Origin of the sequence: Klebsiella sp. 2-CIP_Kleb. (genome assembly GCF_050378715.1) — a bacterium.
In the GTDB taxonomy this organism is placed as follows: domain Bacteria; phylum Pseudomonadota; class Gammaproteobacteria; order Enterobacterales; family Enterobacteriaceae; genus Klebsiella; species Klebsiella quasipneumoniae.
Genome location: NZ_JBNRLG010000001.1, coordinates 1250778 through 1274375, shown reverse-complemented (window position 1 = coordinate 1274375; position 23598 = coordinate 1250778). Strand labels below are relative to the sequence as shown.

At 60.8% G+C, this 23598-nt stretch carries 22 protein-coding genes; 13 read left to right on the top strand and 9 right to left on the bottom strand.

All coding sequences use genetic code 11. From position 1 onward, the window contains the following. Positions 1-15 precede the first annotated feature (15 nt). Positions 16-750 (bottom strand): class I SAM-dependent methyltransferase, encoded by a 735-nt coding sequence (locus ACQUTP_RS06245; RefSeq protein ID WP_043520336.1) that lies wholly within the window; start codon positions 748-750, stop codon positions 16-18. Between the two features lie 128 nt (positions 751-878). Here ACQUTP_RS06245 and mdtQ point away from each other — a divergent pair, with 128 nt between their 5' ends. Further along, positions 879-2318 (top strand): multidrug resistance outer membrane protein MdtQ, encoded by a 1440-nt coding sequence (gene mdtQ, locus ACQUTP_RS06240; RefSeq protein WP_023318738.1) that lies wholly within the window; start codon positions 879-881, stop codon positions 2316-2318. Between the two features lie 33 nt (positions 2319-2351). Here mdtQ and ACQUTP_RS06235 read toward each other — a convergent pair whose 3' ends face one another. Next, entirely contained in the window at positions 2352-2921 is a 570-nt protein-coding gene (locus ACQUTP_RS06235) for a DedA family protein (protein ID WP_023318737.1), read from the bottom strand. A gap of 153 nt (positions 2922-3074) precedes the next feature. Between ACQUTP_RS06235 and ACQUTP_RS06230 the strand changes: the two genes are divergently transcribed. Continuing rightward, positions 3075-3662: a Yip1 family protein gene (locus tag ACQUTP_RS06230; RefSeq protein WP_004201605.1), complete on the top strand. Its 588-nt coding sequence runs from the start codon at positions 3075-3077 to the stop codon at positions 3660-3662. A gap of 188 nt (positions 3663-3850) precedes the next feature. Next, positions 3851-4801: a D-alanyl-D-alanine endopeptidase gene (pbpG, locus tag ACQUTP_RS06225; RefSeq protein WP_074194143.1), complete on the top strand. Its 951-nt coding sequence runs from the start codon at positions 3851-3853 to the stop codon at positions 4799-4801. A gap of 229 nt (positions 4802-5030) precedes the next feature. Here pbpG and ACQUTP_RS06220 read toward each other — a convergent pair whose 3' ends face one another. Both ACQUTP_RS06220 and dld read right to left on the bottom strand, forming a co-directional pair. Beyond that, positions 5031-5585 (bottom strand): GNAT family N-acetyltransferase, encoded by a 555-nt coding sequence (locus ACQUTP_RS06220; RefSeq protein WP_002912829.1) that lies wholly within the window; start codon positions 5583-5585, stop codon positions 5031-5033. Positions 5586-5670: 85 nt separating this feature from the next. Beyond that, the gene (dld, locus tag ACQUTP_RS06215) at positions 5671-7416 is read right to left on the bottom strand and encodes a D-lactate dehydrogenase (protein WP_065803059.1); all 1746 of its coding nucleotides are present in this window, start codon (positions 7414-7416) and stop codon (positions 5671-5673) included. Between the two features lie 194 nt (positions 7417-7610). Between dld and bglX the strand changes: the two genes are divergently transcribed. From bglX to ACQUTP_RS06190, 5 genes are all read left to right on the top strand, one after another. Beyond that, positions 7611-9908, top strand: a complete 2298-nt coding sequence (bglX, locus tag ACQUTP_RS06210; RefSeq protein ID WP_004201601.1) for a beta-glucosidase BglX — start codon at positions 7611-7613, stop codon at positions 9906-9908. Positions 9909-10044: 136 nt separating this feature from the next. Beyond that, entirely contained in the window at positions 10045-10962 is a 918-nt protein-coding gene (osmF, locus tag ACQUTP_RS06205) for a glycine betaine ABC transporter substrate-binding protein OsmF (protein WP_241505030.1), read from the top strand. Positions 10963-10969: 7 nt separating this feature from the next. Beyond that, entirely contained in the window at positions 10970-12127 is a 1158-nt protein-coding gene (locus tag ACQUTP_RS06200) for an ABC transporter permease (protein WP_241505029.1), read from the top strand. Beyond that, entirely contained in the window at positions 12120-13067 is a 948-nt protein-coding gene (locus ACQUTP_RS06195) for an ABC transporter ATP-binding protein (protein WP_062914158.1), read from the top strand. The genes ACQUTP_RS06200 and ACQUTP_RS06195 overlap by 8 nt, the downstream gene beginning before the upstream one ends. After that, positions 13051-13788, top strand: coding sequence for an ABC transporter permease (locus tag ACQUTP_RS06190; RefSeq protein WP_004201597.1), 738 nt, complete (start codon positions 13051-13053; stop codon positions 13786-13788). The genes ACQUTP_RS06195 and ACQUTP_RS06190 overlap by 17 nt, the downstream gene beginning before the upstream one ends. On the opposite strand, the gene ACQUTP_RS06185 is transcribed toward ACQUTP_RS06190, so the two are convergent. Then, positions 13763-13876 (bottom strand): protein YohO, encoded by a 114-nt coding sequence (locus ACQUTP_RS06185; RefSeq protein WP_002912762.1) that lies wholly within the window; start codon positions 13874-13876, stop codon positions 13763-13765. The genes ACQUTP_RS06190 and ACQUTP_RS06185 overlap by 26 nt on opposite strands. A 229-nt stretch (positions 13877-14105) precedes the next feature. Between ACQUTP_RS06185 and ACQUTP_RS06180 the strand changes: the two genes are divergently transcribed. From ACQUTP_RS06180 to ACQUTP_RS06170, 3 genes are read left to right on the top strand one after another with little or no spacing between them, the layout of a single operon-like run. Beyond that, on the top strand, positions 14106-15794 hold the full coding sequence (locus tag ACQUTP_RS06180) for a sensor histidine kinase (RefSeq protein ID WP_004201596.1): 1689 nt from the start codon (positions 14106-14108) through the stop codon (positions 15792-15794). Then, positions 15788-16507, top strand: a complete 720-nt coding sequence (gene btsR, locus ACQUTP_RS06175) for a two-component system response regulator BtsR (RefSeq protein ID WP_004144215.1) — start codon at positions 15788-15790, stop codon at positions 16505-16507. The genes ACQUTP_RS06180 and btsR overlap by 7 nt, the downstream gene beginning before the upstream one ends. 47 nt (positions 16508-16554) lie before the next feature. Then, entirely contained in the window at positions 16555-17025 is a 471-nt protein-coding gene (locus ACQUTP_RS06170; protein WP_017899341.1) for a DUF1456 family protein, read from the top strand. 109 nt (positions 17026-17134) lie between these two features. Here the strand turns inward: ACQUTP_RS06170 and metG are convergent, their stop codons facing one another. Continuing rightward, the gene (metG, locus tag ACQUTP_RS06165) at positions 17135-19168 is read right to left on the bottom strand and encodes a methionine--tRNA ligase (RefSeq protein WP_064150986.1); all 2034 of its coding nucleotides are present in this window, start codon (positions 19166-19168) and stop codon (positions 17135-17137) included. Positions 19169-19321: 153 nt separating this feature from the next. Here metG and apbC point away from each other — a divergent pair, with 153 nt between their 5' ends. Then, positions 19322-20431, top strand: a complete 1110-nt coding sequence (apbC, locus tag ACQUTP_RS06160; protein ID WP_004201592.1) for an iron-sulfur cluster carrier protein ApbC — start codon at positions 19322-19324, stop codon at positions 20429-20431. On the opposite strand, the gene ACQUTP_RS06155 is transcribed toward apbC, so the two are convergent. Next, complete coding sequence (locus ACQUTP_RS06155) at positions 20428-20874, bottom strand: GNAT family N-acetyltransferase (RefSeq protein WP_032431098.1); 447 nt, start codon at positions 20872-20874, stop codon at positions 20428-20430. The genes apbC and ACQUTP_RS06155 overlap by 4 nt on opposite strands. Next, entirely contained in the window at positions 20864-21181 is a 318-nt protein-coding gene (locus ACQUTP_RS06150) for an RcnB family protein (protein WP_004201590.1), read from the bottom strand. Before ACQUTP_RS06150 ends, ACQUTP_RS06155 begins: the two co-directional genes overlap by 11 nt. Positions 21182-21364: 183 nt before the next feature. Here ACQUTP_RS06150 and ACQUTP_RS06145 point away from each other — a divergent pair, with 183 nt between their 5' ends. Continuing rightward, the gene (locus ACQUTP_RS06145; protein ID WP_004201589.1) at positions 21365-22264 is read left to right on the top strand and encodes a LysR family transcriptional regulator; all 900 of its coding nucleotides are present in this window, start codon (positions 21365-21367) and stop codon (positions 22262-22264) included. Here ACQUTP_RS06145 and ACQUTP_RS06140 read toward each other — a convergent pair. After that, on the bottom strand, positions 22254-23597 hold the full coding sequence (locus tag ACQUTP_RS06140; protein ID WP_004201588.1) for an NCS2 family permease: 1344 nt from the start codon (positions 23595-23597) through the stop codon (positions 22254-22256). The genes ACQUTP_RS06145 and ACQUTP_RS06140 overlap by 11 nt on opposite strands. Position 23598 lies beyond the last annotated feature (1 nt).

Sequence of the window (23598 nt, the reverse complement as noted above, 5' to 3'; positions counted from 1 at the left end):
TCGCCGGGCGAGGGATCAGCCCGGTTTACGCGCGCGCAGTAAAAAGATCATCGGACGCTCTTTCTCTTCATCCAGGGCGGGCTGTTGAGCAATCTGTTCGGCGCTCGGACCCCACTCATCCAGCTGCTCCAGCACAAAACCAGCGGCGATAAGCGCGTTTACCCAGCTTGAGAGTTTGCGGTGCTGTTTAATGACGCCCTCGGCAAACCAGTTGCTTACGCGCTCGCCCTCCTGCTGATAGTGGCTGACCGGCCAGCTTTTTTGCCCCTGCTCATTTACCTGCCATCCCTGCTGCAGCGGCGCGGTATAGATGGGATGTTCCGCGGAAAAGACCAGGATGCCGCCAGGGACCAGCGCCTGCTGCAGGGCAGTGAAGAGCGGGGCTATGTCTGGTAAGTAATGGAGCGCCAGTGAGCTATAGACCAGATCGCAGCTGTTGGCGGGCAACGTCAGGGTTTGCAGATCGGCGCAGCGGTAGTCAATCTCATCCCCGCGGGTCATCTCTCGCGCCTGCGTCAGCATACGTCGGGAGATATCAAAACCAATTATCTGGCTGGCTCCCTGCTGCAGCGCCCAGCGGCAAAACCAGCCGTAGCCACAACCGAGATCCACCACCCGCAAACCGGTTACTGGCGGCAGCATTGCCTGCAGCGATGGCCACTCTGGTGCACCCTCCAGTCCCTTCACCGAGCGATCGAGGGTCGCATAGCCGGCAAAGAACTGCGGGTCGTCATAAATATTCTGACTCATATTCATCCCTTGAATTGATAAGGTTGTTTATTTTTAGCTAACTAATAATTTAGTCACACGCTTTACTAAACGCGTTTAATTCAATTAATTTATGATAACCAACCTGATTACGTTATCTGACCTGTTAAATGAAATTGATATTAAAAAATAGCGTGCTGGCGGCGTTGCCCCTGGCCATCGCGCTGGCTGGCTGCGCGCCTTCTCATGAGGTCGCTAATCCGCCGCAGCAGCAAATTCCGGCTTCCCACGTTTCCATGGATCTTCCCGCCGCCGTCAAAAATGGCTGGCCACACACCGACTGGTGGAAAGACTACCACGATGCCCAACTGGATAATCTGATTCAGCGCGCACTCGCCAACGCGCCGGACATGCAGATTGCCGAACAGCGCATCAGGCTTGCTGAAGCGCAGGCGCGAATGTCGCAGGCGAATCTTGGCCCGGAGATGGATTTCTCCGCCGATATCGAACGGCAGAAAATGTCCGCTGAAGGCCTGATGGGGCCGTTCGCCACCGATACCGACGGCAATACCGGCCCGTGGTACACCAATGGCACCTTCGGCCTGACTGCCGGCTGGGATCTCGATCTGTGGGGCAAAAACCGCGCGCTGGTGAAAGCGCGCATCGGCGAGCTGAAAGCCCAGGTGGCCGAGCAGGCCCAGACCCGCGAGCTGCTCTCCGGCAGCGTGGCGCGCCTGTACTGGCAGTGGCAGACGGAAGCGGCGATCAAAGCGGTGCTGCAGCAGGTGAAAAACGAGCAAAATAATATCGTGACGGTCGACAAGGCCCTGTATCAGCGCGGGATCACCAACTCCGCCGAAGGGGCGGAGAACGATATTAACGTCAGCAAAACCGACCAGCAGCTGGCGGACGTGGCGGGCACGATGAAAGAGATTGAAGCGCGGCTGATGGCCCTGACCAACAGCCAGAGCCAGTCGCTAAACCTCAAACCCGCCAGCCTGCCGACGGTCAGCGCGCAGCTGCCGGATACCCTCGGCTATGAGCTGCTGGCGCGCCGCCCGGATCTGCAGGTCGCTCACTGGTATATCGAGGCGTCGCTGAGCGAAGTGGACGCGGCGAAGGCGGCGTTTTATCCGGACATCAACCTGATGGCGTTCCTGCAGCAGGATGCCCTGCACTTAAGCGATCTTTTCCGCCATTCGGCGCAGCAGATGGGTGTCACCGCCGGACTGACGCTGCCGATCTTCGACAGCGGTCGTCTCAATGCTAATCTGGATATCGCCAGCGCGCAGAACAGCCTGTCCATCGCCCAATACAACAAAGCGGTGGTGGACGCCGTCAACCAGGTGGCGAAAACCGCCAGCCAGGTTGAGACGCTGATGGCCAAAAGCCAACAGCAGCAGCAGGTTGAAAAAGACGCCCAGCGGGTGGTGGATCTGGCGCAGGCCCGAATGGCGGCGGGGATCCTGCCCGGCTCCAGGGTGAGCCTGGCGAAACTCCCGGCGCTGCAGGAGCGTATCACCGCCTTGCGCCTGCACGGCCAGTGGATTGACGCCAGCATTCAGCTGACCTCGGCCCTTGGCGGCGGCTACCATCAGACGGTGAAGTAACCGCCAACCACGGTGCGCCCGCGGGCGCGCCGCTCAGTCTTTCTTCTTACTCTCGCGCCGCCTGAGCCACCAGTGGGCGGCAACGACCACCAGCACCGCGAGGATCAGCCAGATCCAATGCTTCAGATGGGCGTCCAGATGGTGCAGCCACGGGCCCACCACCTCGCCGCCCAGATAGCCTATGGTGGTAAACAGCAGGGCCCACACCAGCGCTCCGACAATATTCAGCGGCAGGAAAATGCGCGGCGGCAGGCGGCTGGCGCCGATCAGCAGGGGGCCGATTACCCGGAAGCCGTACATAAAGCGGGTGCCGATGACAAACAGCCACGGCCGGTGCTGGATCATGCGCTGCGCTTTCCGGATCCGCGCCTTCTGGCTGGCGAAACGGCGCAGAATGCGCCCGCCGAAGCGGCGACCAAGCAGATAGAGCAGCTGATCGCCAATCATCCCGCCGAGGGCGACGGCGATCACCACCAGGGGAAACTTTAGTAGCCCCTGATGCGCTGCGACGCCGCCCAGCAGGGTAATGGTCTCACCTTCCGCCATGCTGCCGACGATCAGCGCCGCGTAGCCATACTGGGAAATCAGGTGATTGATATCCATAAACAGCTTTTCTCCTTACCTCATCACCTCTTAATCATACACCCTGCTGACCAAAACGCGGCGAGGCAGATTTTTTGCGCTGTACACAAAATAATCTACAGGGTGAATTATACTTGGATCAGTGCAGTACGAAGCCGTGACAAGGGGGACGCTATGAACCATGTCTGGGGGCTCTTCGCTCATCCCAACCGGGAGATGAGCGTGATTAAGAGCGAGAATGAAACCATTTCTCATCACTATACGCACCATGTGCTGCTGATGGCGGCGGTTCCGGTGGTTTGCGCCTTTATCGGCACCACGCAGTTGGGCTGGAACTTCGGCGACGGCACTATTATTAAACTGTCGATGTTGACCGGGCTGGCGCTGGCGGTGCTGTTTTATGCCGTGATGCTGGCCGGGGTGGCGATCATGGGGCGGGTCATCTGGTGGATGGCCAGGCAGTATCCGCAGCAGCCTTCCCTGAAACGCTGCATGGTATTTGCCGGCTATGTGGCCACACCGCTGTTCCTGAGCGGGATTGTGGCGCTCTATCCGCTGGTCTGGCTATGCGCGCTGATCGGTACCATTGCCCTGTTCTATACTGGCTATCTGCTCTATCTCGGGATCCCGACCTTCCTGAGCATTAACCGGGAAGAGGGACTCAGTTTCGCCAGCTCAACCCTGGCCATCGGGGTGCTGGTGCTGGAAGTCCTGCTGGCGATCACCGTGGTGCTGTGGGGGTATGGCTACCGACTCTTCTGATCGGACGTAACGGGTCAATATGCATTGCCGGCAAATATGTATTTTATGTCGGCAATGCAGCATTTCTTCACGATTCTTATTAGGCACAGGGCCTTACAGCGCGGTATGATGGCGTTTGCCAGCGAAGTTGCCCACTTAACCTCGCGGCGTACGTTGCATAACGTGCAAAAATACTTTTCAGAATGCCCATGATGCCGAAATTTCGAGTCTCTTTGCTCAGCCTGACCTTGCTGCTGGCTGTGCCTTTTGCGCCCCAGGCGTTAGCAAAAACCCCGATGGCGGTGACCGCCTCGCAGCCGGACATCGCTTCCGGCAGCGCCATGATCGTCGATCTGGCCACCAAAAAAATCATCTACGCCAGCCAGCCGGATCTGGTGCGCCCGATGGCGTCGATCACCAAGGTGATGACCGCCATGGTGGTGCTCGATGCCCATCTGCCGCTGGATGAGATGCTGACGGTGGATATCAGCCATACCCCGGAAATGAAGGGGATTTACTCGCGCGTGCGTCTCAACAGCCAAATCAGCCGCCGCGATATGCTGCTGCTGGCGCTGATGTCTTCCGAGAACCGTGCGGCCGCCAGCCTGGCGCATCACTATCCGGGCGGCTACGACGCCTTTATTCGCGCGATGAACGCCAAAGCGCAGGCGCTGGGTATGACCCATACCCGCTACGTGGAGCCCACCGGACTGTCGGTGCATAACGTCTCCACCGCCCGCGATCTGACCAAACTGCTGATCGCCAGCGAGCAGTACCCGCTGATCGGCCAGCTGAGCACCACTAAAGAAGAGACCGCCACCTTTGCCCATCCGGCCTACAGCCTGCCGTTCCGCAACACTAACCATCTGGTGTATCGCGACAACTGGAACATCCAGCTGACCAAAACCGGCTTCACCAACGCCGCCGGCCACTGCCTGATTATGCGCACGGTGATCAACCAACGCCCGGTGGCGCTGGTGGTGATGGATGCCTTCGGCAAATATACCCACTTTGCCGACGCCAGCCGTTTGCGCACGTGGATCGAGACCGGGAAGGTGATGCCGGTGCCGGCTTCGGCGCTGAGCTATAAGAAGCAGCGCGAAGCGCAGATGGCGGAGGCGATGCTGAAAGGCGGCGCCCAGACCGCGCAGAACGATTAATCTGCACATCCCCCGGATGACGGCGCATTGCGCCTTATCCGGGCTACGTGATTTGGCACCGGTTCGCCCCCTTCGTAGGCCCGGCAAGCGCAGCGCCGCCGGGTAATCAGGCCGAGTGCCGGTGTTTGTGCCGGATGGCGGCTGACGTCTTATCCGGCCTGGGGAACCGCGCTGAACGGTAGCCCGGCTGAGGCGTTTACGCCGCGAGCCGGGGATTTGACGCCGAATATTACTCCGGGAGCGTCCAGTCGCCGTCACCCAGCGCGCGCTGCATAATCAACGTATCCCGCCAGTCGCCCATCTTATAGCCGACGCTGCGCAGCTGACCCGCCACGGTAAAACCGAACTTTTTATGGATCGCCAGCGAGCCGGCATTGTTATGGCCATCGCCGATGATCGCCAGCATCTGCCGCCACGGGCCTTTCTCGCATTCGGCGATCAGCCGCGACAGCAGCGCGCTGCCGATGCCGCGCCCGCCCATTCCGGACTCCACGTAGATCGATTCCTCGAGGGTATAGCGATAGGCCGGGCGCGGGCGATAGAAAGTGGCGTAGCAGTAGCCGACGATAGCCCCGCGCCACAGCGCGACCAGCCAGGGCAGCCCGTTATCGCGCACGGTCTGGATCCGTTTACGCATTTCGTCAACGGTGGGGGGGATCTCTTCGAAGGAGGCGCGGCCATTAAGCACGTGCCAGACATACAGCGCGGCGATGGCGTGCGCATCGTCGGGCAGCGCTTCACGAATTTCTAAATCACTGTCGAGTAACGGGGCCTCTGCGGGCATGGCGGCGCTCCTGAATCTGCCGGAGAGACATTCTCCGGCGTGCAGCGTAATACAGAAGCGCCAGGCTGAATAGCCCTGCCGCCGATTATTGCGGATCCGCCGGGGAGACCGGCGCCGGGGCCGCTTCACCCCAGTATTTTTGCTTGCTGGTTTTACCAATCCCCGGGTTCATGCTGTTGGTCGGATCGTTCTGGCGATAGAACTGCTGCAGGCTCTCCGACGCTTCATACAGATGACCCACGTTATGCTCCGCCGGGTACTGGGCGCCGCGCGCTTTAAGCAACTCCAGCATCTGCTCCTTCAGCGCATGGGCATCGACCCCTTTCTTGACGATGTAATCCTGATGGAACACATGACACATAAAGTGGCCATAGTAGAGCTTGTGCACCAGCTGGCTGTCGATCTCCGGCGGCAGATTTTCGAACCACTCGGTATCGTTGCGGCGCAGGGCGATATCCAGCGCCAGAATATCTTCGACTTCGTCGGCATGCACCGCCTGATAGCGGATCGCCGCGCCGGCGGCGGCAAAGCGGTGGAGGAATGCCTTGCTGCCTTCTTCTGGCGTACAGGCGAAGAAATCTCCCTCGGCCTGCTGGAAGTATTCCGTCAGCCAGCGCTGTGCTTCTTCGATGCCGTCGCCGGCCATCTTCAGCAGCAGATGGTGTTCATATTTGTCGCGCCAGGTTTTCATCCGCTCCGGTAAATGCGCCGGGAAGACGTGGCCGAGCTTCTGCATAAAGCGGTCGGTAAAGTGCGGTTTAAACAGCGACACTTTCTCCAGCATCGCGTCGGTTCGCCCCTTCATGGTGAAGAAGAACGGCATTTTGTCGGTGCCGAGCTTGTCGATCATCAGGAAGGTGTCTTTGCCATACTTCTCGGCGATATCGTAAATATCGCGGTGCATATATTCCCCGGCCACCGGCAGATGCTGGAACTCGGCGAGGATATGGCGGCGGATCTCGGTCAATACCTGCGGCTGGTTGGTGCCAATGTAAAACACCTGCTGGCGCTTTTCCGCCGGGAAGGTATCGAGACGCACGGCGAAAACCGCCAGCTTGCCGGCGCAGCCGGAGGATTCGAACAGGCGGTCCGGGTCGGCGTTGTAGCGCGCCGGGGTGTCGGCATCGACATCGCGCACGCGGGTAACATAGTCGTGATCGTGGGCGTGGCGGCCATCGTGCAGCACATCGCTATCGCTGATCCGCTCGTCGTCGAGTCGGCTGAGGATCTGCTCCGGCGTACTGCCGAGATCGATGCCCAGATGGTTGACCAGCTTCAGCTTGCCGTCGGCGTCAATCTGTGCGAACAGCGACATCTCGGTGTAGGCCGGCCCGCGCTGCACCAGGGAACCGCCGGAGTTGTTGCAGATCCCGCCGATCACCGACGCGCCGATGCACGATGAGCCGATCACGGAGTGCGGCTCGCGCCCCAGCGGTTTCAGCGCTTTTTCCAGTGAGTAGAGCGTGGTGCCGGGCCAGGCCAGCACCTGCTCGCCTTTGTCCAGCAGATGCAGTTTATCCAGGCGCAGGGTGCTGATAATCACGATCTCGCGATCGTAATCATTGCCGTTGGGGGTGGAGCCTTCGGTCAGGCCGGTGTTGGCCGCCTGCATCAGAATGATTTTATCGGCGTCGACGCAGGCGTTGAGCACGCGCCAGAGTTCCAAAAGGGTGCCGGGAAAGACAACCGCCAGCGCCTCGCCCTGACCGGAGCGGAAGCCTTTGCGGTAGCGCTGGGTTTTTGCCGGGTCGGTCAGCAGATGCGAAGGGCCAACCAGGCGCGCGAGGTCAGCCAGAAACGTTTTATTGGTGTTAGTGGGTGCAGATGACATGTTCCACTCCTTGTGGTGGTGCGCGAAATATCGAGGATAAGCATAGCGCTTTGTATGACAATTTGATGCATGAATGTTTCGCAAAAATCAGAGAAGAACCTTAGCATTCTGCGGGCGCGTTGTTTATATATATGGCAAACTGCGGTTTTTATTATGTTTTACCGAGTCCCCGTCTGAGAAAAAGCGAGATAACAATGAAATGGCTCTGCACTGTAGGCGTCGCCGTGAGTCTGGCGCTGCAACCCGCGCTGGCGGATGAACTGTTTGGTAACCACCCCCTGACCCCGCAGGCGCGGGATGCTTTTGTCACCGACCTGCTGAAAAAAATGACCGTAGACGAGAAAATCGGCCAGCTGCGTCTGATAAGCGTCGGCCCGGATAACCCCAAAGAGGCGATCCGTGAAATGATCAAAAACGGTCAGGTGGGGGCGATTTTTAATACCGTTACCCGCCCGGATATCCGCGTGATGCAGGATCAGGTGATGCAGCTCAGCCGCCTGAAAATCCCGCTGTTCTTTGCCTACGATGTGCTGCACGGCCAGCGCACCGTCTTCCCGATAAGCCTCGGCCTGGCCTCGTCGTTTAACCTCGACGCGGTGAAGACCGTGGGCCGGGTGTCAGCTTATGAAGCCGCCGATGACGGGCTGAACATGACCTGGGCGCCGATGGTCGACGTCTCCCGCGACCCGCGCTGGGGACGCGCTTCCGAAGGGTTCGGGGAAGACACCTATCTGACCACGATGATGGGTCAGGCGATGGTGGAGTCGATGCAGGGCAAAAGCCCGGCGGACCGCTATTCGGTGATGACCAGCGTCAAGCACTTCGCCGCCTACGGCGCGGTGGAGGGCGGGAAAGAGTACAACACGGTCGACATGAGCCCGCAGCGCCTGTTCAACGACTATATGCCGCCGTATAAAGCCGGGCTGGATGCCGGCAGCGGCGCGGTGATGGTGGCCCTGAACTCGCTGAACGGCACCCCGGCGACCGCCGATTCCTGGCTGCTGAAAGATGTCCTGCGCGACCAGTGGGGCTTTAAAGGCATCACGGTCTCCGACCACGGCGCCATTAAAGAGCTGATCAAGCACGGCGTGGCCTCCGACCCGGAAGACGCGGTGCGCGTGGCGCTCAAGTCCGGCATCAACATGAGCATGAGCGACGAGTATTACAGCAAGTACCTGCCGGGGCTGGTAAAGTCCGGCAAGGTGACCATGGCCGAGCTGGATGACGCCACCCGTCACGTGCTTAACGTCAAATATGATATGGGGCTGTTCAACGATCCGTACAGCCACCTGGGGCCAAAAGATTCTGACCCGCAGGACACCAACGCAGAAAGCCGTCTGCATCGTAAAGAGGCGCGGGAAGTCGCCCGCGAGAGCCTGGTGCTGCTGAAAAACCGGCTTGATACGCTGCCGCTGAAAAAATCCGGCACGATCGCGGTGGTGGGCGCGCTGGCGGACAGCAAACGCGACATGATGGGCAGCTGGTCGGCGGCGGGCGTGGCCGACCAGTCGGTGACCGTCCTGACCGGCATCAAAGAAGCGCTGGGCGATAACGGCAAAGTGATTTACGCCAAAGGGGCGAACGTTACCGACGACAAAGGCATTGTCGATTTCCTCAACCTGTATGAGAACGCGGTGCAGGTTGACCCGCGCTCGCCGCAGGAAATGATCGACGAAGCCGTCGCGGCGGCGAAGCAATCCGACGTGGTGGTTGCCGTAGTGGGCGAGGCGCAGGGCATGGCCCATGAGGCCTCCAGCCGGACCGACATCACCCTGCCGCAGAGCCAGCGCAACCTGATTGCCGCCCTCAAGGCCACCGGCAAACCGCTGGTGCTGGTGCTGATGAACGGCCGTCCGCTGGCGCTGGTGAAAGAGGATCAGCAAGCCGATGCGCTGCTGGAGACCTGGTTTGCCGGCACCGAAGGCGGGCATGCCATCGCCGACGTGCTGTTTGGCGACTATAACCCGTCGGGCAAGCTGCCGATGTCCTTCCCGCGCTCGGTGGGGCAGATCCCAACCTACTACAGCCACCTGAATACCGGTCGTCCGTATAATCCTGAGAAGCCGAACAAGTACACCTCGCGCTACTTCGATGAAGCCAACGGCCCGCTGTACCCGTTTGGCTACGGCCTGAGCTATACCACCTTTAGCGTCTCCGATGTCACCATGTCGTCGGCCACCCTGCCGCGCGACGGCAGCGTGACCGCCAGCGTGCAGGTGACCAACACCGGCAAACGCGAAGGGGCGACGGTCATTCAGCTGTATCTGCAGGACGTCACCGCCTCCATGAGCCGGCCGGTAAAAATGCTGCGCGGCTTTAAAAAGGTCAACCTCAAGCCGGGCGAAACGCAAACCGTCAGCTTCCCGATCGACGTCGACGCGCTGAAGTTCTGGAACCAGCAGATGAAATACGTCGCTGAGCCGGGCAAATTCAATGTCTTTATCGGCGTGGACTCCGCCCGCGTGAAGCAGAGCGAGTTTGAGCTGTTGTAAGACATAACCCTTAAGCCCAACGTCACACTTAAAAGGCCGATTAATCGGCCTTTTCTTTTTCGTATCGCTGGCAAATGGACTACGCTTTTCTCTTAAGCTTCTGTAAGCGAAGCGCAAAAGAACTGAGGGATGCGGGATGAAGATGGCGACGAAATGGTCCGGCGCGCTGGCGCTGGCCGCCCTGATAAGTGTGCCGCTGCAGGCGGCGGAGCCGGTGAAGGTCGGCTCGAAAATTGATACCGAAGGGGCGCTGCTGGGTAATATGATCCAGCAGGTGCTGGAAAGCCACGGCGTCAAAACGATTAACAAAATCCAGCTCGGCACCACGCCGGTGGTGCGCGGGGCGATTGTCGCCGGCGAGCTGGATATCTACCCGGAATATACCGGCAATGGCGCTTTTTTCTTTAAAGATGAAAACGACCCGGCATGGAAGAATGCCCAGCAGGGCTATGAGAAGGTGAAGCGCCTGGATCAGGAGAAACATCAGCTGGTATGGCTTACCCCGGCGCCGGCTAACAACACCTGGACCATCGCCGTGCGTCAGGAGCTGGCGGAGAAAAATCACCTGACTTCGCTGGCCGACCTCAGCCGCTATCTGCAGCAGGGCGGCGAATTTAAGCTGGCGGCCTCGGCGGAGTTTATTGAACGCTCGGACGCGCTGCCGGCGTTTGAAAAAGCGTATGACTTTAAACTCAACCAGAATCAGCTGCTGTCGCTGGCCGGGGGCGATACGGCGGTGACCATCAAAGCGGCGGCGCAGCAGACCTCCGGCGTCAACGCGGCGATGGCCTACGGCACCGACGGCCCGGTGGCGGCCCTGGGATTACAGACGCTGAGCGACCCGCAGGGCGTGCAGCCGATTTACGCCCCAACGCCGGTGGTGCGCGAGACGGTGCTGAAAGCCTACCCGCAGATCGCCGACTGGCTGAAGCCGGTCTTCGCCAGCCTCGATGAAAAGACCCTGCAGCAGCTGAACGCCCGCATCGCGGTGGAAGGCCAGGATGCGAAGCGCGTGGCGGCAGATTATCTGCAGCAGAAAGGCCTGCTGAAGTAAGCCACCGGTGACCATTCGCTGTACTCACCGCGTCGGCCTGCTGCTGACAGGCCTGCTGCTGGTTACGCTGGCGCTGCCGTTTATCACTTACGCGCCGAATCGCTTACTCTCCGGGGAAGGGCGCGGGCTGTGGCAGGTGATGCCCTGGCTCGCCGGCGTTCAGCTGGCGGCAGCCCTCGCCGGGATCCTGCTCTGCTGGCTGCCGGGCAGGGTCGCGCCGCTTCTCCATCTGCTGCTGGCCGAACTGCTCTTCCCGCTGCTTATCTGGGGCAGCGGCCAGGCGGCGCTTGAGCTCTCCCGGCACGGCTCGCCGCTGGCGCGCACCTCGCCCGGCAGCGGCCTGTGGCTGTCGCTGGCGCTCTGCCTGCTGCTGGCCAGCGAGGCCGTTCGTCATCTTACCGCCCGGCCGCTGTGGCGCTGGCTGCTCAATGCGCAAGTCTGGCTTCTGCCCATCATCCTGCTCGCCGCCGGGGCGCTCGATCAGCTCTCGCTGCTGAAAGAGTATGCCAACCGCCAGGAGGTGTTTGACGACGCTCTGCGCCAGCATCTGCTTCTGCTGTTTGGCACCCTGCTGCCGGGCCTGCTGATCGGCCTGCCGCTGGGGGTATGGCTCTGGCGGCGTCCGCGCTGGCAGGCGCCGGCCTTCACTGTGCTCAATGTGATCCAGACTATCCCGTCGGTGGCGCTGTTCGGCCTGCTGATTGCCCCGCTTGCCGGTGTGGCGCGCTATTTTCCGGCGCTGGGCGAGCTGGGCGTCTCCGGGACCGGCGTGGCGCCGGCCCTGATTGCCCTGACGTTGTATGCGCTGCTGCCGCTGGTGCGCGGGGTGGTGACCGGCCTGCAGCAGGTGCCGCAGGATGCGCTGGAGAGCGCGACGGCGATGGGCATGAGCGCCGGGCAGCGCTTTCGCCAGGTGCAGCTCCCGCTGGCGATGCCGGTGCTGCTGCGCAGCCTGCGGGTGGTCAGCGTGCAAACCGTCGGCATGGCGGTGGTGGCGGCGCTGATCGGCGCCGGCGGCTTTGGCGCGCTGGTATTTCAGGGGCTGCTGAGCAGCGCGCTGGATCTGGTGCTGCTGGGCGTGGTGCCGACCATTGCCCTGGCGGTGATGGTGGATGCCCTGTTCGCGCTGTGGGGCGCCTGGCTAAAAGGAGAGGCCAATGATTGAATTTCAAGGGGTCAGCAAAGCGTTTGCCGGCCACCCGGCGGTGAAGGACCTGACCCTGGAGCTGCGCGAAGGCGCCTTTTCGGTGCTGGTGGGAACCTCCGGCTCGGGCAAGTCGACGACGCTGAAAATGATCAACCGCCTGCTGGAGCCGGACCGGGGCATGATTCGCTTTGCCGGCGAAGACATCCGCCAGCAGCCGCTCCTGACCCTGCGGCGACGGATGGGCTATGCCATCCAGTCTATCGGCCTGTTTCCCCACTGGACGGTGGCGCAGAATATCGCCACCGTGCCGCAGCTGCAAAAATGGCCGCGGGCGAGGATCGCCGACCGGGTCGACGAGCTGATGGCGCTGCTGGGGCTGGAGGCGACGCTGCGCGACCGCTATCCCCATCAGCTTTCCGGCGGCCAACAGCAGCGGGTCGGGGTGGCGCGGGCGCTGGCGGCAGACCCGGAGGTGCTGCTGATGGATGAACCCTTCGGCGCTCTCGACCCGGTGACCCGCGAGGCGCTGCAGCAGGAGATGCTGCGCATTCACCGCCTGCTGGGGCGAACCATTGTCCTGGTGACCCATGATATTGACGAAGCGCTGCGCCTGGCGGACCACCTGGTGCTGATGGATGGTGGCGAGGTGATCCAGCAGGGGGCGCCGCTGGCGATGCTCCTGCGGCCAGAGAATAGCTTTGTGCAGACCTTTTTTGGCCGCAGCGAGCTGGGCGTGCGCCTGCTGTCGCTGCGTGAGGTGCGGGACTATCTGCGCCCCGACGAGCGGCTGGCGGGCGAGGGGTTGATCGTCACCATGACCCTGCGGGAAGCGCTATCGCAGTTTGTCGCCCGGCGCTGCGAGGCGCTGCCGGTCGTGGATGCCGAGGGGCAGCCCTGCGGCACGCTGCATTTTGCCGATCTGCTGCGCCAGGAGGCGAGTCATGAAGGCGCTTCGTGAGCCGTTGTGGTGGCTTATCGCGCTGTTCATCGGCCTGCTGATGGGGCTACCCTACAGCGCGCCGCTGTTCAGCCGGCTGTTTCCGGAGCTGCCGCGGCCGGTTTACCAGCAGGAGAGCTTCTGGGCGCTCACTCTCGATCACGGCTGGCTGGTAGTGGTATCCAGCCTCGCGGCAACCGCCGTCGGGCTGGGGGCAGGGGTGGCGGTTACCCGGCCCGCGGGCAGCGCGTTTCGTCCGCTGGTGGAGACCATCGCCGCTATCGGGCAGACCTTTCCGCCGGTGGCGGTGCTGGCGATGGCGGTACCGGTGCTGGGCTTTGGCTGGCTGCCGGCGCTGATCGCCCTCGCGCTGTATGGCATACTGCCGGTGCTGCAGGGGACGCTGGCCGGGCTGGGATCGATACCGTCGGGCGTGTCAGATGTGGCAGAAGGGATGGGAATGACCGGCTGGCAGCGCCTGTATAAGGTGGAGCTGCCGCTGGCGGCCCCGGTGATCCTGGCGGGGATCCGCACCTCGGTCATCGTCAATATTGGTACCGCGACGATAGCCTCGACGGTGGGGGCCAATACGCTTGGGACGCCGATCATCATCGGCCTGAGCGGGTTTAATACCGCCTATATTGTGCAGGGGGCGCTACTGGTGGCGCTGGCGGCGATCATTGTCGACCGCGCGTTTGAGCGTCTGACCCGCTGGATCAGCCGACACCGCCACGCACAATAAAGGAATAGCCGGCCAGCATTACGCCGCTGATCCCGCCGATGGCCATAAGTAAGAAGAGAGTGACGACCGCGATTTTCGCTGGCTTCATAATAGGCTCCTGATGTTAACAGGGGGATTATACGGTGAAGCGCAGGTGTTAATGAAACATTAATTGCGGTTTAGCGCGCCGCGCCGGGCTTTTTGCCTATTTGGCTGAGCAACGCGCCGCAAAAAAGTGTGATCCTGCCCGTCATTTTTCATTTTTATGCAGGGCTTCAAAGAAAGTTTTCGCCAGTCAGGGTATGGTACGCGCTTTCTGAAATGTGTGGTTTGCGGGTATGTACGAGTTTGATCTGGTGTTGCTGCTGCTTCAGCAGATGTGCGTATTTTTGGTCATCGCGTGGTTGATGAGCAAAACCCGACTGTTTATCCCCCTGATGCAAGTCACCGTTCGCCTGCCGCACAAGCTGCTGTGCTACGTCACCTTCTCCATTTTCTGCATTATGGGGACCTATTTTGGTCTGCATATCGAAGACTCTATCGCCAACACCCGCGCCATCGGCGCCGTGATGGGCGGCCTGCTCGGCGGCCCGGTGGTCGGCGGGCTGGTGGGGCTGACCGGCGGACTGCACCGCTACTCGCTGGGGGGGATGACCGCCTTAAGCTGCATGGTCTCCACCATCGTCGAGGGGCTACTGGGCGGTCTGGTGCACAGCGTGCTGGTCAAACGCGGCCGGCCGGACAAAGTCTTTAGCCCGCTCACCGCCGGGGCGATCACCTTCGTGGCCGAGCTGGTGCAGATGATGATCATTCTGCTGATTGCCCGCCCGTTCCAGGACGCCCTGCATCTGGTGCAGAGCATTGCCGCGCCGATGATGGTGACCAATACCGTCGGTGCGGCGCTGTTTATGCGCATTCTGCTGGACAAGCGGGCGATGTTCGAGAAGTACACCTCCGCTTTTTCCGCCACGGCGCTGAAGGTGGCGGCGTCCACCGAGGGGATCCTGCGTCAGGGGTTCAACGAAGAGAACAGCATGAAGGTGGCCCAGGTGCTTATCCAGGAGCTGGATATCGGCGCGGTGGCGATCACCGATCGCGACAAGCTGCTGGCGTTTACCGGCATCGGCGACGACCACCATCTGCCGGGCAAACCTATCTCCTCGTCGTATACGCAACGGGCGATTGAGACCGGGGAGGTGGTGTATGCCGACGGCAACGAGGTGCCCTACCGCTGCTCGATTCATCCGCACTGTAAGCTGGGATCGACGCTGGTGATCCCCTTACGCGGTGAGAACCAGCGGGTGATCGGCACCATCAAACTGTATGAGGCGAAAAACCGTCTGTTCAGTTCGATCAACCGCACCCTCGGAGAGGGTATTGCTCAGCTGCTGTCGGCGCAGATCCTCGCCGGGCAGTACGAGCGGCAGAAGGCGCTGCTGACGCAATCCGAAATCAAGCTCCTGCATGCCCAGGTTAACCCGCACTTCCTGTTTAACGCGCTCAACACCCTGAAGGCGGTGATCCGTCGCGACAGCGAGCAGGCCGGCCAGCTAGTGCAGTATCTGTCGACCTTCTTTCGCAAGAACCTGAAGCGGCCGACGGAAATCGTCACCCTCGCCGATGAGATAGAGCATGTTAACGCCTATCTGCAGATTGAGAAGGCCCGCTTTCAGGCTAACCTGCAGATCCAGATGGCGGTGCCGGAAGGGCTGGCGCATCACCAGCTGCCGGCCTTTACCCTGCAGCCGATCGTGGAGAACGCCATTAAGCATGGCACATCGCAGCATCTAGGCGTCGGCGAAATTACCATTCGCGCCAGCCAGGACGATCGCTGGCTGCAGCTGGATATCGAAGATAACGCCGGGCTGTACCAGGCCAACCCTCAGGCCAGCGGGCTGGGGATGAATCTGGTGGACAGGCGGCTGCGGGCGCGTTTTGGCGCCGACTGCGGCATCAGCGTCACCTGCGAGCCGGAGCGCTTTACCCGTGTCACCCTACGTCTGCCCCTGGAGGAGAATGCATGCTGAGAGTATTGATCGTCGATGATGAGCCGCTGGCACGGGAAAACCTGCGTATATTGCTGGAGACACAGCGCGATATCGAGATCGTCGGCGAGTGCGGCAACGCGGTGGAGGCGATTGGCGCGGTACATAAACTGCGTCCCGACGTGTTGTTTCTCGACATCCAGATGCCGCGCATCAGCGGTCTGGAGATGGTCGGGATGCTCGACCCGGAGCACCGCCCCTATATTGTGTTTCTCACCGCCTTTGATGAATACGCGGTGAAAGCCTTTGAGGAGCATGCTTTTGACTATCTGCTCAAGCCGATTGAAGCTGCGCGGCTGGAGAAAACCCTCGCCCGCCTGCGCCAGGAGCGTAATCTGCAGGATGTGTCGCTGCTGGATGATGCTCAGCAGACGCTGAAATACATACCCTGTACCGGTCACAGCCGTATCTGGCTGCTGCAGATGGAGGATGTAGCCTTCGTCAGCAGCCGGATGAGCGGCATCTACGTGACCGACCGCGAGGGCAAGGAAGGGTTTACCGAGCTGACCCTGCGCACCCTTGAGAGCCGCACGCCGCTGCTGCGCTGCCATCGCCAGTATCTGGTGAATATGGCGCACCTGAAGGAGATTCGCCTGGAGGAGAATGGTCAGGCGGAGCTGCTAATGCGCGCCGGGCAAACGGTGCCAGTGAGCCGACGCTATTTAAAAAGCCTGAAAGAGGCGATTGGCCTGTAAAGCTGCTACACTGCGCCCCATTGCATCATCGACAGTAAAAGGCACTCATGCTCAGTAATGATATTCTTCGTAGCCTGCGCTACACCCTGAAAGTCAATAATAACGATATGGTGCGTATTCTTGCGCTATCCGCGATGGAATCCACCTCCGCCAGCTTCGACACCTGGACAACGAAAGAGGATGAAGAGGGCTTTGTCCGCTGCCCGGACATTATTCTGTCGGGTTTCCTCAACGGCCTGATCTATGATAAGCGCGGCAAAGACGATTCGGCGCCGGAGTTAGCGCTGGAGCGTCGGGTGAATAACAACACGGTGCTGAAAAAGCTACGGATCGCCTTCTCGCTGAAAACGGACGATATTGTGGCGATCATGAGCGAGCAGAAATACCGCGTGTCAGTGCCGGAAGTGACCGCCATGATGCGATCGCCTGACCACAAAAACTACCGCGAGTGCGGCGACCAGTTTCTGCGCAATTTCCTGCGCGGGCTGACCCAGCGGGTGCATCACCCGAAACCGTGATTTTTGCCGGGTGGCGGTTTCGCCTTACCCGGTCTACATAACCCGTAGGCCCGTGCAAGCGCAGCGCCGCCGGGCAAAAAAAAGCCGGATGGTTAATCCGGCTTTTTTATTATTTCACCTGCTGACCCGGCCTGGCGCCGTCGTCAGGGCTTAACAGGAAGATATCCTTCCCGCCAGGGCCGGCGGCCATCACCATCCCTTCCGAGATACCGAAGCGCATTTTGCGCGGCGCCAGGTTGGCGACCATCACCGTCAGGCGGCCAATCAGCGGCTGCGGATCCGGATAAGCGGAGCGGATGCCGGAGAAGACGTTACGTTTCTCGCCGCCCAGATCCAGCGTCAGGCGCAGCAGCTTGTCGGAGCCTTCAACAAATTCCGCGTTCTCAATCAGCGCCACGCGCAGATCGACTTTGGCGAAATCGTCAAAGGTGATGGTGTCCTGAATCGGATCGTCCGCCAGCGGGCCGGTCACTGGCGCAGCTGCGGCTTTCACCTCTTCTTTTGACGCTTCAACCAGGGCTTCCACCTGTTTCATCTCGATGCGGTTGTACAGCGCCTTAAACGGATTGACCTTATGCGCCAGCAGCGGCTGCTGAATGGCGTCCCAGCTCAGCTCGCTGTTGAGGAACGCTTCCGCACGCGCGGCCAGCTGCGGCAGGACCGGTTTCAGCCAGGTCATCAGCACGCGGAACATGTTCAGACCCATGGTGCAGATGGCCTGCAGGTCGGCGTCGCGGCCTTCCTGTTTCGCCACCACCCACGGCGCCTGCTCATCGACATAGCGGTTGGCCACGTCGGCGAGCGCCATGATTTCGCGGATGGCCTTACCGAACTCGCGGCTGTCCCACGCTTCGCCGATGCTTTCCGCCGCGTCGGTGAAGGTTTTGTACAGCGCCGGGTCGGCCAGCTCAGCGGCCAGCACGCCGTCAAAACGCTTGCTGATAAAGCCGGCGTTGCGCGAGGCGAGGTTAACCACCTTGTTGACGATGTCGGCATTCACGCGCTGGATAAAGTCTTCCAGGTTGAGGTCGATGTCATCGATGCGCGAAGAGAGCTTGGCGGTGTAGTAGTAGCGCAGGCTGTCAGCGTCGAAATGATTTAACCAGGTGCTGGCCTTGATAAAGGTCCCGCGCGACTTGGACATCTTCGCGCCGTTGACCGTCACGTAGCCGTGCACGAACAGGTTGGTCGGCTTACGGAACTGGCTGCCTTCCAGCATCGCCGGCCAGAACAGGCTGTGGAAGTAGACGATGTCCTTGCCGATAAAGTGATACAGCTCGGCCGTGGAGTCTTTCTTCCAGTATTCGTCGAAGCTGGTGGTGTCGCCGCGCTTGTCGCATAGGTTCTTGAAGGAGCCCATGTAGCCGATCGGCGCGTCCAGCCAGACGTAGAAGTATTTGCCCGGCGCGTTCGGAATTTCGAAGCCGAAGTACGGCGCATCGCGGGAGATGTCCCACTGCTGCAGGCCGGACTCAAACCACTCCTGCATTTTGTTCGCCACCTGCTCCTGCAGCGCGCCGCTGCGGGTCCACGCCTGCAGCATTTCGCTGAATGACGGCAGGTCGAAGAAGAAGTGTTCGGAGTCACGCATCACCGGCGTGGCGCCGGAGACCACCGATTTCGGATCGATAAGCTCGGTAGGGCTGTAAGTCGCGCCGCACACTTCGCAGTTATCGCCGTACTGGTCTGGAGATTTACACTTCGGACAGGTGCCTTTCACAAAACGGTCCGGCAGGAACATGCCTTTTTCCGGATCGTAGAGCTGAGAGATGGTACGGTTTTTGATAAAACCGTTCTCTTTCAGACGAGTGTAGATCAACTCCGACAGCTCGCGGTTCTCATCGCTGTGCGTCGAGTGATAGTTGTCGTAGCTGATGTCGAAACCGGCAAAATCGGTCTGATGCTCCTGACTCATCTCGCCAATCATCTGCTCCGGAGTGATACCGAGCTGTTGCGCCTTGAGCATAATCGGCGTGCCGTGGGCGTCGTCGGCGCAGATGAAGTTGACTTCATGGCCGCGCATTCGCTGGTAACGGACCCAGACATCAGCCTGGATGTGCTCCAGCATGTGGCCGAGGTGGATGGAGCCGTTGGCGTACGGCAGGGCGCACGTTACCAGAATTTTCTTCGCGACTTGAGTCATAGTGAGCATTACATCTTCTGTTGTAAAAAGGGCTTCCGATATTACCAAAAGGGCTGTGGGTGCGCCATAAATGGCTGCCCATATATGGATAATCCTTACCTGTGATAAACTCTGTGATTACTGAAAGCATCTCAAAACAACAAAGGAGTCGGGATGAATTCGCAATCCCAGGCCAAATCCCCCGAGCGCCTACGTGCGATGGTCGCCGGGACGCTGGCCAATTTCCAGCACCCAACCCTGAAGCATAACCTCACCACCCTCAAGGCGCTGCACCATGTCGCCTGGCTGGATGATACCATTCATATTGAGCTGCAGATGCCGTTCGTCTGGAGCAGCGCCTTCGAAGCGCTGAAAGAGCAGTGTAGCGCCGAGCTGCTGCGCATCACTGGCGCGAAGGCTATCGACTGGAAGCTGACCCACAGCATCGCCACCCTCAAGCGCGTGAAAAACCAGCCCGGGATCAACGGCGTGAAGAACATTATCGCCATCAGCTCCGGGAAAGGCGGCGTCGGTAAATCCTCCACGGCGGTAAACCTGGCGCTGGCTCTCGCCGCGGAAGGGGCAAAGGTGGGCATTCTGGATGCCGATATCTACGGCCCGTCGATTCCCACCATGCTTGGCGCGGAGGACAGCCGCCCGACCTCGCCGGACGGCACCCATATGGCGCCGATCATGAAGTACGGGCTGGCCACCAATTCCATCGGCTACCTGGTGACTGACGACAACGCCATGGTCTGGCGCGGCCCGATGGCCAGCAAGGCGCTGATGCAGATGCTGCAGGAGACCCTGTGGCCGGATCTGGATTACCTGGTGCTGGATATGCCGCCGGGCACTGGCGACATTCAACTGACGCTGGCGCAGAACATTCCGGTCACCGGCGCGGTGGTGGTCACCACGCCGCAGGACATCGCGCTGATCGACGCCAAAAAGGGCATCGTGATGTTCGAGAAAGTGGAAGTGCCAGTGCTGGGGATCGTGGAAAACATGAGCATGCATATCTGCAGCAACTGCGGGCACCACGAGCCGATCTTCGGCACCGGCGGCGCGCAAAAACTGGCCGAGAAATACCACACCCAGCTGCTGGGCCAGCTGCCGCTGCATATTACGCTGCGGGAAGATCTGGATAACGGCACGCCGACGGTGGTGGCGCGTCCGGAAAGCGAATTTACCGACATTTACCGCCAGCTGGCGGGCCGGGTGGCGGCCCAGATGTACTGGCAGGGAGAAGTGATCCCGGGTGAGATTGCCTTCCGCGCCGTTTAAGGCCGCGGCGAGCGCATCAGCCAGTATCCGCCCTCGGGCGAGGCGCCCTGTGCTTCGATGGTCCAGCCGTGACGCTGGTAGAAGCGCAGGGCGTTTTTATTTTCCATCAGGCACTTCAGCGTCCCGCTGGCGGTAAAGGTCCGTTCGACCTGCGCCAGCAGCGCGCTGCCGATATGTTTGCCCTGCCAGTCCGGGTCGACGAACAGATGGTGAAGGAAATTATCGGCGGTCCATACGGCGGCAAAGCCCACCGGCAGGCCGTCGCATTCCGCGACCCACAGCTGTTCATCCGCGGTGGCGGCATCGAAATCTTCCAGCCGCCAGGTCGTGGAGGGAAGCCAGGTCCACGATACACTGCGCGCCCGCAGGAAGAGCTGGCGCAGCGCCGGAGAGTCCGCTGGTTCGCCGGGGCGGATGCGGATATTAAGCGGATCAGCGATGATAGAAGATCTCGCCGTCGTACACCTTGAGGATTTTGCCTTCGGTGTCGGTGATCAGCACGTAGTTACCGCCCATATAGGTCCAGTGGCTGCCGGCGTCCGGCGCGGGCAGATTACGCTGCTGCCAGCCTTTGATGTTGTATTCCGGGGTGAGGTACATCGCCGGAACGGTGTCGCCAATGTGAAACTGGGTGAAGTCGGCGGTGAACTCTTTCAGCGCATACTGATCGATCCCCGCGGCAGAAGCCGTCCAGCTGGCGCCAGCGGTGGCAAGGAGTACGCCCAGAAGCATCATTTTTGTTTTACGCATAATTTCCTCAATATTACCTGGACTCAAAATAGCAGCCTCGTATCATTCCTGATGCGTTGCTGAAATGGCAAGCACTGGATTTTTAAAAAGTGTAAGCAAAACACGGCGCAAGTCCTGCGCCGCTTGCGTTGCAGCGACGGTGATGCGTATTTTGGGAGCAATCTGAAGCAGGGGAGAATCGGCATGTTCAGGCTGGAAGATCTGACCTTATTTGTCCGCGCCGCAGCACTGGGCAGTTTTAGCGACGCCGCGCGCGAGGCGGGGCAGCAGCCGGCGCAGGTGAGCGCGGCGATTAAACGTCTGGAGACGATCCTCAATATTCGCCTGTTCGCCCGCTCGACCCGCAGCCTGCGCCTGACGCCGGAGGGGGAGACCTGGCTGCCGTATGCCACCCAGATGCTCGATACCCTCGAGGCCGGCCTGCAGAAGATCCAGACCCCGGATGATGAAATTCGCGGCATGCTGCAGATTGCCGTGCCGTCAGACCTCGGGCGTAACCTGCTCCTGACCTTGTTCCGCGACTTTCGGCAACGCCATCCGGCGCTGCGCCTGCGGCTGCTCTTTTCCGACCAGCTGACCGACGTGTTTAAAGATCCGGTGGACGTCGCGTTTCGCTATGGCAATAACGATGACGCCTCGTTTATTTCGCTGCCGGTGGCGCCGGAAAATCGTCGGGTGCTGGTGGCCTCCCCAGAGTGGATCGCCCGCCACGGCGAGCCGCAGACCCTTCAGGAGCTCGGCCAGCACAATGCGTTGATCTACATTTTGCGCGGCCGCCCGTTCGACCGCTGGTCACTGAGCCTCGACGGAGAAGTTCAGCAGCAGAAGGTCTCCGGCACGGTGATGAGCGACGACGCGGAGGTGATCCGGCGGCTGGCGGTGGCCGGGGAGGGCATTGCCTATAAATCGATGCTCGACGTCAGCGACGATCTGCGGGCGGGCCGCCTGCGGCGCCTGCTGCCGCGTTACCAGGGGGATATGGTGCCGTTGAACCTGATTTGTCCGCACCGCAAGCAGCTCTCTGCCGCGGTGCGTTTGTTATATGAAGAGGTGAAAGCACATTGTGAAGGGCTTAATGTCTAACTAAGGTCGCGAAGTAGTAGACCAGAGGGACGGCCAGCACCCACAGGCCAATCGGGATTTCCCGCCACTTGCCGGCGATGGCCTTGATCACAATGTAAAACAGCAGCCCGCCGGCGATACCGGTGCCGAAGCTGTTGGCGATGAGGGTGATCATCACCATCATCAGCACCGGCAGGCCGTCGGTGAAGTTGCCGAGATCCACTTTGCGCAGGCCGCTGAACATGTTCAGGCCGATCAGGATCAGCGCCGGGGCGGTGGCCTCTTTCGGGATCATCAGCGCCACCGGCGTGAACAGCAGCATCAGCAGGAACATCACCGCCGCCGACAGCGCGGTGAGGCCGGTTTTGCCGCCGGCTTCCGCTGCCGCCGAGGACTCGATCAGCGCCGTTGCCGCCGGAATCCCCACCCACGGGCCGAGCGCCGCAGCAATCGAATCGACCATAAACGGGCGATTAATCTGCGGCATGTTGCCTTCTTCATCCAGCAGACCTGCCTCGCCGCCCACCGCCAGCGTCGTCCCCATGGTGGAGAAAAACTCAGAAGCGAAAAAGACGAACAGGAACGGCAGGAAGGCGATGTTTAACGCCCCCAGCAGGTCGACCTGTCCCAGCACCGGCGCCAGCGAGTGGGGGACATCGATAAAATGCGTCGGCAGTTTGGTCACGCCGAACGGGATCCCCACCAGGGTAGCGCACAGAATGGCCCACAAAATGGCGCCCGGCACCTTACGCGCCTGCAGGGCTATCGCCAGGAACAGGCCGCACAGCGCCACCAGCGCGCTGGGGGCGAGAAAGTCGCCGAGCATCAGGGCGTTGGTTTTGGCATTGGCGAGCACCAGCCCGGCGTTGCGAAAGCCGAGAACGGCGACAAACAGGCCGATGGAGGCCGTCAGCCCCAGCTTGATCGACTGTGGCACCGAGCGGGTGACCACTTCGCGCAGGCCAAAGCGGGTCAGCAGGAAGAAGAGAACCCCTGACCAGCAGGCGATCCCGAGGCCTGTCTGCCAGCCAATCCCCTCGCTACCTGCCAGCGTGACCCCTACCAGCACCGAGCCGCCAATGCCCGGGCCGACGATAAACGGCAGGTTGGCGTAAAACGCCATCAGCAGCGAACCGACGACGAAGACCAGAATGGTGCCGGTGGTCGCGGCGCCTTTGTCCATCCCGCCGATCGCCAGCAGTCCCGGGATGACCACCAGTAAATAGGCGGCGGCGAGGAAACCGGTGATCCCGGCCAGGCATTCAGTGCGTAGCGTGCCGCCGCGCGAGCGCAGCGCAAAGCGGCGCTCCAGCCAGTTATCGCGGGCGGAAGAGTGAAGTGTGTTATCGGCCATG